The sequence below is a fragment of the Algibacter ulvanivorans genome (assembly GCF_048381495.1).
In the GTDB taxonomy this organism is placed as follows: Bacteria; Bacteroidota; Bacteroidia; order Flavobacteriales; family Flavobacteriaceae; genus Algibacter_B; species Algibacter_B ulvanivorans.
Map to the genome: position 1 here is coordinate 285,862 of NZ_JBLWGD010000001.1, position 13,297 is coordinate 299,158.

Annotated in this window: 12 protein-coding genes; 6 read left to right on the forward strand and 6 right to left on the reverse strand. The window is 33.9% G+C overall.

Features of this window, described 5'->3' with window-relative positions; genetic code table 11:
• Window positions 1–2: 2 nt before the first annotated feature.
• Window positions 3–1,502, reverse strand: coding sequence for a choice-of-anchor B family protein (locus ACNG5D_RS01385; protein WP_418181706.1), 1,500 nt, complete (start codon window positions 1,500–1,502; stop codon window positions 3–5).
• Window positions 1,503–1,585: 83 nt separating this feature from the next.
• Between ACNG5D_RS01385 and thiL the strand changes: the two genes are divergently transcribed.
• Window positions 1,586–2,632, forward strand: coding sequence for a thiamine-phosphate kinase (thiL, locus tag ACNG5D_RS01390; protein WP_418181707.1), 1,047 nt, complete (start codon window positions 1,586–1,588; stop codon window positions 2,630–2,632).
• On the opposite strand, the gene ACNG5D_RS01395 is transcribed toward thiL, so the two are convergent.
• The 4 genes from ACNG5D_RS01395 to ACNG5D_RS01410 form a co-directional block, all read right to left on the reverse strand.
• Window positions 2,629–2,889, reverse strand: coding sequence for a hypothetical protein (locus tag ACNG5D_RS01395; RefSeq protein WP_418181708.1), 261 nt, complete (start codon window positions 2,887–2,889; stop codon window positions 2,629–2,631). The genes thiL and ACNG5D_RS01395 overlap by 4 nt on opposite strands.
• 64 nt (window positions 2,890–2,953) lie before the next feature.
• Entirely contained in the window at window positions 2,954–3,220 is a 267-nt protein-coding gene (locus ACNG5D_RS01400; protein WP_418181709.1) for a hypothetical protein, read from the reverse strand.
• Between the two features lie 59 nt (window positions 3,221–3,279).
• Entirely contained in the window at window positions 3,280–4,059 is a 780-nt protein-coding gene (locus ACNG5D_RS01405) for an alpha/beta hydrolase (RefSeq protein WP_418181710.1), read from the reverse strand.
• Between the two features lie 40 nt (window positions 4,060–4,099).
• Window positions 4,100–4,756, reverse strand: a complete 657-nt coding sequence (locus ACNG5D_RS01410; protein WP_418181711.1) for a hypothetical protein — start codon at window positions 4,754–4,756, stop codon at window positions 4,100–4,102.
• Between the two features lie 116 nt (window positions 4,757–4,872).
• Here ACNG5D_RS01410 and ACNG5D_RS01415 point away from each other — a divergent pair, with 116 nt between their 5' ends.
• Window positions 4,873–6,195, forward strand: coding sequence for an aspartate kinase (locus tag ACNG5D_RS01415; protein ID WP_418181712.1), 1,323 nt, complete (start codon window positions 4,873–4,875; stop codon window positions 6,193–6,195).
• A gap of 63 nt (window positions 6,196–6,258) precedes the next feature.
• On the opposite strand, the gene ACNG5D_RS01420 is transcribed toward ACNG5D_RS01415, so the two are convergent.
• Complete coding sequence (locus ACNG5D_RS01420) at window positions 6,259–7,551, reverse strand: aminopeptidase P family protein (protein ID WP_418181713.1); 1,293 nt, start codon at window positions 7,549–7,551, stop codon at window positions 6,259–6,261.
• 111 nt (window positions 7,552–7,662) lie between these two features.
• Here ACNG5D_RS01420 and ACNG5D_RS01425 point away from each other — a divergent pair, with 111 nt between their 5' ends.
• The 4 genes from ACNG5D_RS01425 (at window position 7,663) to ACNG5D_RS01440 (ending at window position 13,196) form a co-directional block, all read left to right on the forward strand.
• On the forward strand, window positions 7,663–9,540 hold the full coding sequence (locus ACNG5D_RS01425; protein ID WP_418181714.1) for a T9SS type A sorting domain-containing protein: 1,878 nt from the start codon (window positions 7,663–7,665) through the stop codon (window positions 9,538–9,540).
• A gap of 196 nt (window positions 9,541–9,736) precedes the next feature.
• The gene (locus ACNG5D_RS01430; RefSeq protein ID WP_418181715.1) at window positions 9,737–10,414 is read left to right on the forward strand and encodes a succinate dehydrogenase cytochrome b subunit; all 678 of its coding nucleotides are present in this window, start codon (window positions 9,737–9,739) and stop codon (window positions 10,412–10,414) included.
• Between the two features lie 11 nt (window positions 10,415–10,425).
• On the forward strand, window positions 10,426–12,438 hold the full coding sequence (locus tag ACNG5D_RS01435) for a fumarate reductase/succinate dehydrogenase flavoprotein subunit (RefSeq protein ID WP_418181716.1): 2,013 nt from the start codon (window positions 10,426–10,428) through the stop codon (window positions 12,436–12,438).
• Window positions 12,439–12,452: 14 nt separating this feature from the next.
• Window positions 12,453–13,196 (forward strand): succinate dehydrogenase/fumarate reductase iron-sulfur subunit, encoded by a 744-nt coding sequence (locus ACNG5D_RS01440; protein ID WP_418181717.1) that lies wholly within the window; start codon window positions 12,453–12,455, stop codon window positions 13,194–13,196.
• Window positions 13,197–13,297 lie beyond the last annotated feature (101 nt).

Sequence of the window (13,297 nt, forward strand, 5' to 3'; positions counted from 1 at the left end):
TTTTAAGTGCCGCTTTTTCTAATGATAAATAAGCCTCTATTAATATCGCTAATTATAATGTTGCCACTAGCGAAGTAAGGATAAATACTCCAGGCGCCATCAAATTCGGTAGCATTATTAGTAGGATAGGTATCAAAAAAGCCAACCTCTGATACAGATCCGCTTTCTATTTGAGTAAGGTCTAGCATGCGTACACCAGCTCTGTAGTTAGCAAAATAATAAGTGTTGTCTTTTACATAGCCATTATGGTCTATAGCTGCGCTGGAGCCAAAATAATCAAAATGGTATGCTGGATTATCCAAATCGGTAAAATCGAAAACAATGGTTCTGGTATTGCTGCCAGTTCTCATTTCATCTAGCTCGTCACCTAAAATAAAATATTTCATGTCTTGTGTAAACCAGCCTTGGTGTGCATACCATACATTGCTATAGCTAATGGTAGAAATAATAGTTGGGTTTGCTTTGTTTGTAACATCGGCAATTACTACTTCGTTTTCATTGCTGCCAATTAAAATTTCTTTACCTGTATAATCTGTATCAGGCCCATTATAGGTAACTACTTGTGCGTCATGAGAATAGCCGCCGTCTAAAAAACCACCTTCAGAAATAGGGTTTTTGGGGTCTTGTATGTTAATAAATATTGGGCCTCCAGCATAAGTTGAGCTTCTGTTTGCGCCAACTATGTAGGCGTAGCCACTATCTTGGTTAATTACAATATTGTGGGCTTTGCCAAATTCTGTAAAATGTGTATCTGCAGTAAATGTTTCAGGAGGGTTAGGTACATTTCTTAATCGCGTTAAATCGAAAACTTGCATCCCATGGTCGTCATTACACGTAGGGTCTCCAAAGCTACAATCTGCTACAATAAAAGCATGGTCTTTGTAGACTTTAACATCGCGCCAAGGGCTACTAGTTGTTGCAGTAGGGAGTTTTCCTAAATAAATAGGTTCTGTTGGGTTTGTAATATCTATAAAAGCGGTGTTGTCTGTTGTTGCCATTAAGGCGTATTCTTTTCCTGTTGTGCTGTCTGTCCAGCCCCAACAATCGTTACCTTCAGAGGCGCCAAATATGTTTAATGGAATGTTAGCCATTAAATCGTAATTGTTACAAGGGTAAATATCGGCAAAACCACTTTCGCAAACGGCTAACGGAGTATTTGGAGCAACAAAATCGGGGTCGCATAAATCACCTATACCGTCATTGTCTTCATCTTCTTGGTTGGGGTTAAAAACGCTTAAACAATTATCTTGGCTATCTGGAATTCCATCATTGTCATTATCATCTTCTCCATTAACATCGCATAAATCACCTATGCCGTCATTATCTTCATCTTCTTGGTTGGGGTTGCTTATATTTGGGCAGTTGTCAATATTATCTTCAATACCATCATTATCGGCATCAGCAATAGGTATTATTTCTACAGGTTCATCATTACAAGATTGAATACTAAAAACAATAAAACTTAACACCAAAACGGCGAAAAAAGGGCGTAAAAAATTCATAAATAGATTTGTTATTAGTTTAAACTAAATTTAGTTTTAGGATAAAGATAGTAAAAACAAATATAGCTTCTTATTTTTGCATTATGATAGAAGATAAAAACCAACAACGAACACAATTAAGTGATTTAGGAGAATTTGGTCTAATAGACCATTTAACCAAGCATTTTAAAATTAAGCAAACCTCTACAGTAACTGGTATTGGTGATGATGCTGCAGTTTTAAATTTTGAAAACAAAAAGGTGGTTGTAACCACAGATTTACTTGTTGAAGGCGTACATTTTGATTTAAGTTACATGCCGTTAAAGCATTTAGGTTATAAATCTATTGTGGTTAATTTATCTGATGTGTTTGCTATGAATGCAAAAGCAACGCAAGTAACAGTTTCTATTGCTGTTTCTAATAGGTTTCCTTTAGAGGCTCTAGAAGATTTATATGCAGGCATTGAAACTGCAGCTCATATTTATAATGTTGATGTTGTTGGCGGAGACACAACATCATCTAAAACCGGTTTGTTAATTTCTGTAACTGCAATTGGTGAAGTTGAAACCAATAATGTGGTTTATAGAAGCGGTGCTAAACCTAATGATTTGTTAGTGGTTTCTGGTGATTTAGGAGGTGCTTATTTAGGGCTTCAGGTTTTAGAAAGAGAAAAAGAAGTGTTTAAAGTAAACCCAAATGCTCAACCAGATTTAGAGGCTTATTCTTATATTGTTGAAAGGCAATTAAAACCTGAGGCAAGACAGGATGTTGTTAAGCTTTTAAAAGATTTGAATGTAAAACCTACAGCAATGATTGATGTGAGTGATGGACTTTCTTCGGAAATTATTCATATTTGTAAGCAGAGTAAAGTTGGGTGCGATTTATATGAAGAAAAATTACCATTAGATCCTCAAGTAATTTCAACTTGCGAAGAGTTTAATATAGACAGTACAACAGTAGCTTTAAATGGAGGAGAGGATTATGAGTTGCTTTTTACTATATCTCAAGAAGACTATCCTAAAATAAAAGCAAACCCTAATCTAACGGTTGTTGGTTTTATAAAAGAAGAAAAAGAAGGGATACATTTAGTAACGCGCGCAGACACAAGAATTCCTGTGCAAGCACAAGGTTGGAAAAATTTTAATGATTAAGCAATAAGAAGTTTTGCTTCTTTTTGCGTTTTAACTTGCTTAATCTTTGCATTTATTCGCAATATTCGTTTGTGGTGTATACGCTCTAAAACGTCATTTATTTCTTTAAACTTAGGAGTGAGCTCAACTAAGCTTCCGTTGCTACTTGTAGTTAATTGTTTTTTGCAATTTTTACAAGTGTATTCTTTTACATGGTAGGTTACATGTCTGGACACAACATAATCATGGCCAAATACTTTGCAATGAATGTTTTTCATTTTTTTGTCATAATTAATTAATTTTAGAGAGACGCTTAAAAGTATTAAAAACCAAATTATTATGTTAGTTAGAGGTTAATAAAATCGACGAAGCGAGTGTTTTTTTCTTTAAACGTTCTGTTCTGGAGGTATGAATACGTTCTAAAATACCATTTATTTCTTTAAACTTGGGTGTAAGCTCTATTAACTTACCATTACTATTGGTAGTTAATTGTTTTTTGCAGTTTTTGCAAGTATATTCTTTAACATGAAGCGTTACACGCTTAGTAACTTGATAATCATGCCCAAAAAAAGTACAATACATTTTAGGAATTAAGGTAGGTTTTTTCATGATTTATTTGTTTGGGTATGATAAAATTAATAATAAAAAACAAATAAATCGTTAAAAAGTTATAAATTTTCGACGAAATGCGTTATATTTTGTAGGAATAAAACTTCGTTTTCGATGTGACTCATGTGTCCATCTGGAAATTCAACCACTTGTATTGTTGTGTTTTTTGTTTGAGATATTAATAGGTTAGCATTTAAAACAGGATCTTTTTTGCTTACCATTAACATGTTTTTGTATGAGGTATTATGGAATATTTCTAGTCTGCTTTTTCTAATTTTCATGCCTTCTAATGCAGCAATAATACCTTGTAAAGGTGTTTGTTGCGCCTCTTTAATTAAGGTTTTAATTTGTTTAGAAAAAAGAATTCTATTTTTGGGGCTAAATAAATTATTTATAGCCAGTCGTATAAATGTATTGTGGTTTTGTTTAACTGCTAAAATGGCTCGATTTCTATTTTCTATTTTTTCGGGAGAATCTGCATTGGCTGTAGAATTCATTAAACATAACCCTAAAATAGCTTTGGGTTGTTTTTCTGCTAAAGCAAGTGCAACATAGCCACCCATAGAGTGTCCAATAATTATATACTTATTAATATTTAAGTGGTTTAAAACGGCGCTTACAGCATTAGCCATAAGTTCCATGCTATGTATATAGCCTAAGCATCCCGTTTTTCCGTGACCTAATAAATCTATAGTAATAACTTTATTTTTTTTAGATAATATAGGTATAAATGGTGTCCACATGTTAGCGTTTTCTAAAAAGCCATGAAGTAAAACAATAGCTTTTCCTAATCCCGTTTCTGTATAATAAATATTTATTCCTTTATGTTCTAAATACATGTTGTGTTTATTTAGATATGAAAATTAAGGTATTAATAAACTAAGATTTTACTCTTTTAATGGCTGTAAAAGCTTTATCAACAAATTCATCTTCTACTAAAATGGTAAATTCGTTTGTAGTAGATAAGACTTCGTATAATACAATGCCTTCCCATGCTAAACGTTTAAAAAAATGATAGTATAAACCAGCAATTTTCGAGTTATCTTGCGGTAAATTTATACTTATTGCAGATAGGTTTTCTTGAACAGCAATAAATGTTTCGTTTGCTAAATGCTGGTTAATAAAGTTGTTTAAACTGCTAGATACCACAATATTGCTTTCGTGAATGCCTCTAGTAAAAGCATAAAACAATTTGTCTTCTTTGTTAATCCGTTCTAATATTTTTGCATGATTATCAATTAAAGTTGTCGAGTTTTTAACCGTAAAATCGGTAAGATTTGACCTAACAGTAATATCTCCAAGATTTTGTATAACACGTTTCATTTTAATCGAGTTCCCTAATGTAGCTGGAGGATTATAGCGCCTTAAAGCCATCATAATAGCACCGGGTTTTACATCTTTTTTAAGCATTTTGCTTATGGGTTCTACAAGTTCTATAGCTAAAGCACTAAAATTTATAATATTTCTAGAGAGTGCTTCTTCTAAATAAGGTTGAGTTATTAAAATGTCTTCAACGCAATTTGATACTGTTTTCATGGTTTTAGAAGCTTTAATGTTAAATATTTAACAATTTGTGTAAAAATAACTTTTTTTTATTAAAAATATAGCTGTTAGGTAAATGAGTTATAGTTTTGTGCTTCAAATAAGTGAAAATGAAAGTATTAAAATTTGGAGGAACTTCTGTAGGCTCGGTTAAAAACATGAGCCATGTTAAAAGTATAATTAACGACGGAAGTAAAAAAATAGTTGTTTTATCGGCAATGTCTGGTACAACAAATAAATTGGTTGCAATAGCGCAAGATATTGCTAAGGGCATATCAAATCATGCTATTGATAAAATTAACGAACTCCATGAAGCTTATTTTAATACAGTTGATGAGTTGTTAATTGATTCGGTATTAAATACTAATGTTAAAAACTATGTTTCTAGCATATTTGAAATATTATTAGGCTGCACTAATCAAACGTTTTCTGAAGCATTAGAAAATAAAATATTAGCGCAAGGGGAGTTGCTTTCAACATACATGTTTAATAGTTATTTAAAACAGGAAGGCGTAAGTTCAGCATTATTACCTGCATTAGATTTTATGAAAATTGATGCTTTTAAAGAGCCAGATTCTAATTATATAGAGCATCATTTTAAAAGTGTTTTAGAAAAAGCTGAAGATTCTGATATTTATATAACCCAAGGCTTTATTTGTCTTGATGATGATAATGAAATATCGAATTTGCAACGTGGCGGAAGTGATTATACAGCAACCATAATTGGAGCAGCAATAAAGGCTGATGAGGTTCAAATATGGACAGATATTGATGGCATGCATAATAACGATCCTAGATATGTTGAAAACACAAAAGCCATTTCAAACTTGTCTTTTGAGGAAGCTGCAGAGCTGGCTTATTTTGGAGCTAAAATTTTACACCCGCAAACAGTAACACCTGTTAGGAAAGATAGTATTCCTGTTAGATTAAAAAACACCATGAAACCCGATGCGCACGGTACATTAATCTCTAACAGTACTTCAGAGAATGGTATTAAAGCAATTGCAGCTAAAGATCATATCACGGCTATTAAAATTAAATCGGCTAGAATGTTGCAGGCTCATGGTTTCTTAAAAAAGGTATTTGAAATTTTTGAAACTTATAAAACCTCTATAGATATGATTACAACATCTGAGGTGGCTGTATCTTTAACCATTGATGATGATACGTATTTAGATAACATATTAATAGAGCTAGAAAAAATAGCATCAATAGAGGTAGATAAAAACCAAAGTATAGTGTGTTTAGTTGGGCAATCTGTAGTAAATCATCAAGACACGTATAAGTTGTTTAAAATTTTACAAGATGTTAAAATTAGAATGATTTCTTATGGCGGAAGTAATAATAATATTTCGCTTTTAATCGATTCTAATGATAAAATTAATACGCTACAAAAGCTAAACAATTATTTATTTGAATTAGTCACTCTATAAATTATAATATTTTAGTGTTTTATAGCAAAAAAAGGGGGTGTTTAAAAAACGCCCCCTTTTGTTTTATGAATTCATAATAGATTCAATTTCATCAACTTCTATAGGAATATTTTTCATTAAATTAATAGGTTCTCCAGTTTTTTGAATAACTACATCGTCTTCAAGTCTTATCCCAAAACCTTCCTTGGGGATGTAAATACCAGGTTCTACAGTAAATACCATATTGGGTTGCATAGGCTCGGTTAAAATGCCGTAATCGTGTGTGTCTAATCCCATGTGGTGGCTGGTGCCATGCATAAAGTATTTTTTGTAGGCAGGCCAATCTGGGTTTTCGTTTTGTACATCGGCTTTATCAAGCAACCCTAAATTTAGTAATTCGTTTGTCATTAGTTTACCAACTTCAACATGGTAGTCTGCCCAATCTGTACCTGGAACAAGCATTTTTGTAGCTTCGTTTTTTACTCTAAGTACAGCATTATAAACATCTTTTTGTCTAGCAGAAAAGCGACCAGAAACAGGTATGCTTCTTGTCATGTCGCTAGAATAATTTGCGTATTCTGCGCCAACATCCATCAAAATTAAATCGCCAGTTTTACATTGTTGGTTGTTTTCAATGTAATGTAATACATTGGCATTGTTTCCAGCGGCAACAATGGGTGTGTAAGCAAAACCTTTAGATCGATTTCGTAAAAATTCGTGCATAAATTCTGCTTCAATTTCAAATTCCCAAACCCCTGGTTTTATAAATTCTAAAACTCTACGAAACCCTTTTTCGGTTATACTACACGCATTTTTTATTAAATCTATTTCTACAGGCTCTTTTACAGAACGTAAGCGTTGCATTATAGGGTTGCTTTTTGCAACCGCATGCGCAGGGTATTTGTTTTTTAACCATTTAGTAAATCGGTCTTCGCGTGTTTCTGTTTCAACATTGGCACGGTAATGCTCGTTGGTATTAATATAAACGGTGTTGCATTGTGTCATTAACTCAAACATAATTTTTTCCATGTCCTGAAGCCAATACACGGTTTTAATGCCACTTGTTTCAAAAGCTTTTTCTTTGGTTAGCTTTTCGCCTTCCCAAACGGCAATATGCTCGTTGGTTTCTTTTAAAAATAGTATTTCACGATGTTTTTCTTTAGGGCAATCTGGGAAAAGCACTAATATGCTTTCTTCTTGATCTACACCACTTAAATAAAAAATATCTCTATGTTGCTCAAAAGGCATAGTGCTATCTGCACTTATTGGATAGATGTCATTAGAGTTAAATACAGCTAAGCTATTAGGTTGCATTTTAGCTTTAAATTTTGCTCTATTTTTCTCAAATAAAGATTTATCAATTGGTAAGTATTTCATATTAAGTAAAGTTTAATTTTTAAACAGATGTAAAAGTATAAATAAAAAGTAGATTTTAATTTGCTATATTTGATAATCCCTCGTTTTAATTTTTATTAAAAAATAATGAATATGACTTTAAAATTACCATTAAAACTCATTTTAACAGCATTAGTTTTTTTTATAGGGCTGTTTCTAGCATCTGCACAAGTTTCGTTAAAGAAAATTTCTCTTAAAGAGCAAATTGATAGTTCCAGTTTGGTTGTTGAAGGAGAGGTAGTTGATAGTAAATCGTTTTGGGATGTAGAGCGCAAACTTATTTATACAGCCAATACTGTTAAGGTTTATAAAGCATTTAAAGGTCATGTTGCAGAAACTATAGATGTAATAACTTTGGGTGGTAGTGTTGGGCTAGATGCCATGATAGCATCTAACACTTTAAAACTAAGAAAAGGCGATGTTGGGGTGTTTACATTGTATGATAGTAAAGTGGTTTCGGGGCAAAAAAGCAAAATAAAACATAAAGCCTATCAAGCGTATAGTAGTTTGCAAGGTTTTTATAAATATAATGTAAAGCATAATGTAGCTTTTAATCCTTTTAATAGAAAAAAAGGAGTGCAATCTTCATTTTATAATGAGATTATGAGTTACACAAACACAAATTACACAAAAGTTTCAGATTTTGATGTTTATACAGAACAACAGCAATTAAATAAAAGTAGCGGTTTGTTGGCTTTAGGAATTACTAACTTTTCTCCAACCACAACAACAGCAGGTACGGGATCTGTAATAACTATTAATGGTACAGACTTTGGAGCAGTTAAAGGAAAAGTAGGATTTGCAAACCCAGATTCGGGTGGTATGTCTGGCGGTAATCCAGATTATGTCGATGCCCTAGATTCTCAGGTATTAACTTGGAGTAATACTCAAATTACTGTAGAAGTTCCTTATTTAGCTGGAACAGGAAAAATTAGAATAACGCACGACAATAATAGTACTGTAGAGTCTGCTACAAGCATAACTATAACTTATGCACAGCAAAATGTAGAGACAGATGTTGGAGCAGGTTTACAGGCATTTCAAACCCAACATTATGGCGATAATACCGATAGCCCGGCATCTGGTTTTGAAGGTGGATATACTTGGGAAATGCAAACAGATTTTCATGCAGATACCGAACATCCAGGAGCCCGAGCTGCCTTTGAAAGAGCTTTTGAAAGCTGGCGATGCGAAACTAAAGTTAATTGGGAAATTAGCACCAATGCTACAACTGTAGATGTTATTGGCTTAGACGAAGCTCCTGCAGATGGAGAGTTGGAAGCCGATGGTGTAAATGTAATAAGATTTGATAATGGAGCCGAGTTGCCCGCAGGTGTTTTGGGTCGTTGTACATCATGGTATTCAGGGCGTTTATGTTCTGGCGAGGTAATTCTTTGGGTTTCAGATATTGATATTGTATTTAATGATGGAACTAACTGGTATTTTGGTACAGGAGGTATTGTTGATGGTCAGTTCGATTTTGAAACCGTAGCATTACATGAATTAGGGCACGGGCACCAATTAGGGCATGTTATTAATACAAATAACGTGATGCATTATGCTGTTTCAGATGAAGAAATTAATACTGTTTTAGACGCTAATAGTATTGCAGGAGCAAACGATGTGCATGCTAGAAGCACAACCAATCAAGTGTGTGGTATGCCAGTTAAACCGCTTATGACTAATTATGATGGAGATTGTAATTTAAATGTAAAAGATGTTAGTTTTGAAAACGGGGTAGTTATATTTCCTAATCCAGCAAAACAAGAATTATTTATTAAAAACAGTTCTTATAACCCAATAGATAGGGTTGTTGTTTTTGATGTAAGCGGACGATTAATCATAGATGTTGATGTGTCTAACACATCAGGTACAAAAACCATTAATTTAAATAAGGCGTCTAAAGGTATGTATTTTGTAAATATTTATTCTGGAAAAGATACTATAACTAAAAAACTTTTAGTAGAATAAAGTAAAATTTAAAGCTACTTATCAAAAAAGGTAGAGATAACATCTCTGCCTTTTTTGTGTTAAAATTACTATCTGTTAAACAGGAGTTTTTAGTTTCTTAAAATCATTCTAAATAATAAAAACATACCAGTTGTTATTTGCCTAAGAATGTACCCATAGTTATCTTTGTTAAAACCAAAAAAACAACTTCTAAATAATGGGCGGATTTTTTAAATCTTCGATTGGAAGAAAAGTAGCCATGGCGCTTTCTGCATTCTTCCTTATGTTTTTCTTACTTCAGCATTTATTCATAAATATGTTATCTGTTTTTAGTCCAGATGCATTTAATGAAGTATCACATTTTATGGGTACAAACCCACTTGTTCAATTTGCTTTACAACCAGTATTAATTTTTGCTGTTGTATTTCATTTTGTTATGGGGTTTATTCTGGAGCTTAAAAACAAAAAAGCTAACGGTGTTTCTTATGCCAAAAATAACGGTGCAGCAAACTCTTCATGGTCTAGTAGAAACATGATTTATAGTGGGCTAGTAATTTTAGCTTTTATTGTGTTACACTTTATCGATTTTTGGATTCCAGAAATAAATACAAAGTATATTTTAGGCGATGTATCTGGACTGCATAATGGCGAGTTTAGGTATTACCATGAGTTGGTAGAAAAATTTCAAAACCCTGTAAGAGTAGTAGCATATGTAATCTCATTTATTCTTTTAGGATTGCATTTAGCACACGGATTTACATCTGCTTTTCAATCTATGGGTTCAACAGCAGGGCGTAAAAAGAATTTACAAACTTTAGGAAAAGCATATTCAGTTATAGTGCCTTTAGGCTTTGTAATAATTGCATTATTTCATCATTTATTAAATAACCATTAATCTTAAATAGTATGGCTTTAGATTCAAAAGTACCAAAAGGTCCAATTCAAGATAAATGGACAGATTATAAAAATAAAATAGACTTAGTAAACCCTGCAAATAAACGACATATAGATGTTATTGTTGTTGGAACTGGTTTAGCCGGTGGATCTGCCGCTGCAACTTTAGCAGAATTAGGTTATAACGTAAAAGCGTTTGCTTATCAAGATTCTCCACGTCGTGCACACTCTATTGCTGCTCAAGGAGGAATTAATGCTGCTAAAAACTATCAAGGCGATGGCGATTCAACTTACAGGTTGTTTTACGATACTGTAAAAGGGGGCGATTACCGTTCGCGCGAAGCTAACGTATATCGTTTAGCCGAAGTATCTGCAAATATAATTGACCAATGTGTGGCTCAAGGAGTTCCTTTTGCTAGAGATTATGGTGGGTTATTAGATAACCGTTCGTTTGGTGGTGTATTAGTGTCAAGAACATTTTACGCTAAAGGGCAAACAGGGCAACAATTATTATTAGGAGCTTATTCTGCTATGAACCGTCAAATTGCCCGCGGTAAAATAGAAATGTTTAACCGTCATGAAATGCTTGATGTTGTAAAGGTTGACGGAAAAGCAAGAGGTATTATAGCTAGAAACTTAATAACAGGCGAAATAGAGCGTCATTCTGCTCATGCCGTAGTTGTGGCTTCTGGAGGATACGGAAATGTATTCTTCTTATCCACAAATGCTATGGGATCTAACGTTTCAGCAAGCTGGAAAATACATAAAAAAGGAGCGTATTTTGCAAACCCATGTTATACACAAATTCATCCAACATGTATACCACGTTCTGGAGATTATCAGTCTAAATTAACGTTAATGTCAGAATCTTTACGTAACGATGGTCGTATTTGGGTGCCAAAAAGTATGGACGATGTTAAAGCCATTCGAGAAGGTCGTAAAAAACCTACCGATTTATCTGAAGACGAACGCGATTATTATTTAGAGCGTCGTTACCCTGCTTTTGGTAACTTAGTACCTCGTGATGTGGCATCTAGAGCAGCAAAAGAACGTTGCGATGCAGGTTACGGAGTAAATGCAACAGGTGAAGCAGTATATTTAGATTTTGCTTCGGCTATAGAGCGTTACGGAAAAGAACAAGCTAAAATTCAAAATATAAATAATCCTTCTGAAGCAAAAATATACGAATTAGGACAAGCTATTGTAGAGGCCAAGTACGGAAACTTATTCCAAATGTATGAGAAAATCGTAGACGAGAATCCATACAAAACACCAATGATGATTTATCCTGCAGTTCACTATACAATGGGAGGTGTTTGGGTTGACTATAACTTAATGACAACCGTTCCTGGTTTATACTGTATTGGTGAAGCTAATTTCTCTGACCATGGTGCGAACAGGCTAGGAGCATCGGCATTAATGCAAGGGTTAGCCGATGGGTATTTTGTGTTGCCATATACAATAGGTGATTACTTGGCAGGCGATATTCGTACTGGAAAAATTCCAACAGATACCAAAGAGTTTGATGAAGCTGAAAATGAAGTTAAAGAACGTTTAAATTTCTTTATAAATAATAAAGGAACAAAATCTGTAGACTACTTCCATAAACGACTAGGAAAAGTTATGTGGGATAAAGTAGGAATGGCGCGTAACGAAAAAGGCTTAAAAGAAGCGATGGTTGAAATTAAAGCCATTCGAGAAGAGTTTTGGAAAGATGTTTCGGTTCCAGGAAACTTAAACGAAATGAATCCAGAATTAGAAAAAGCAGGACGTGTTGCCGATTTCTTAGAACTTGGCGAGCTATTTGCTAAAGATGCTTTAACCAGAGAAGAATCTTGTGGAGGACACTTTAGAGAAGAATCTGCAGAGCTAGACGGCCCTCAAAAAGGCGAAGCTAAACGTAATGATGAAGATTTTGCTTTCGTTTCAGCATGGGAATATAAAGGCGAACCTGCCGATGCCGTTTTACATAAAGAACAACTAGAATTTAAAGATATTGAACTAAAACAACGTTCGTACAAATAAGAAAGACAGACATTATGAATTTAACACTTAAAATTTGGAGACAAAAAGACGCTTCTTCTAAGGGTCAAATGGTCGATTATAAAGTTACTGAAATCTCAGAACACATGTCTTTTCTTGAAATGATGGATGTTTTGAACGAGCAATTAGTAAACTCTGGCGAAGAGCCTGTGGCTTTCGATCATGATTGCCGCGAAGGTATTTGCGGGATGTGTTCTATGTATATTAACGGAGAAGCACATGGTCCTGATAGAGGCGTAACAACCTGCCAATTACACATGCGTATGTTTAAAGATGGCGACACCATAACAATTGAGCCGTTTAGGGCAGCAGCATTTCCTGTAATTAAAGATTTAGTTGTAGACAGAATGGCTTTCGAGCGTATTCAACAAGCGGGTGGTTATATTTCTGTAAACACTTCAGGAAACACTCAAGATGCTAATGCACTTCCTATATCAAAACATGCAGCAGACGAAGCTATGGATGCCGCAACCTGTATTGGCTGTGGGGCTTGTGTAGCAACTTGTAAAAACTCTTCTGCCATGTTATTTGTAGGCGCTAAAGTATCGCAATATGCGTTATTACCACAAGGGCAAGTTGAAGCTGCCGATCGTGTAAAAAACATGGTAGCACAAATGGATTTAGAAGGTTTTGGTAACTGTACCAATACTGGAGCTTGCGAAGTAGAGTGCCCTAAAGGTATTTCTCTAGATAACATTGCAAGAATGAATAGAGAATTAATGAAAGCTACTATTAAGTAATTCTTAATACATAAATACTTAAAAGCCCATATCAATTTTTTGGTATGGGCTTTGTTATTTAGATAAGTGTATTAATTTAATTATATTTAGTCACTAATAAA

Bases quoted from the DNA above. Each gene is read 5' to 3' on its own strand.
- ACNG5D_RS01405 (WP_418181710.1), bottom strand. From the start codon at position 4,059: ATGTATTTAGAACATAAAGGAATAAATATTTATTATACAGAAACGGGA.
- ACNG5D_RS01415 (WP_418181712.1), top strand. From the start codon at position 4,873: ATGAAAGTATTAAAATTTGGAGGAACTTCTGTAGGCTCGGTTAAAAAC.
- ACNG5D_RS01420 (WP_418181713.1), bottom strand. From the start codon at position 7,551: ATGAAATACTTACCAATTGATAAATCTTTATTTGAGAAAAATAGAGCA.
- thiL (WP_418181707.1), top strand. From the start codon at position 1,586: ATGATAGAAGATAAAAACCAACAACGAACACAATTAAGTGATTTAGGA.
- ACNG5D_RS01425 (WP_418181714.1), top strand. From the start codon at position 7,663: ATGACTTTAAAATTACCATTAAAACTCATTTTAACAGCATTAGTTTTT.
- ACNG5D_RS01400 (WP_418181709.1), bottom strand. From the start codon at position 3,220: ATGAAAAAACCTACCTTAATTCCTAAAATGTATTGTACTTTTTTTGGG.
- ACNG5D_RS01430 (WP_418181715.1), top strand. From the start codon at position 9,737: ATGGGCGGATTTTTTAAATCTTCGATTGGAAGAAAAGTAGCCATGGCG.
- ACNG5D_RS01395 (WP_418181708.1), bottom strand. From the start codon at position 2,889: ATGAAAAACATTCATTGCAAAGTATTTGGCCATGATTATGTTGTGTCC.
- ACNG5D_RS01410 (WP_418181711.1), bottom strand. From the start codon at position 4,756: ATGAAAACAGTATCAAATTGCGTTGAAGACATTTTAATAACTCAACCT.
- ACNG5D_RS01435 (WP_418181716.1), top strand. From the start codon at position 10,426: ATGGCTTTAGATTCAAAAGTACCAAAAGGTCCAATTCAAGATAAATGG.
- ACNG5D_RS01440 (WP_418181717.1), top strand. From the start codon at position 12,453: ATGAATTTAACACTTAAAATTTGGAGACAAAAAGACGCTTCTTCTAAG.
- ACNG5D_RS01385 (WP_418181706.1), bottom strand. From the start codon at position 1,502: ATGAATTTTTTACGCCCTTTTTTCGCCGTTTTGGTGTTAAGTTTTATT.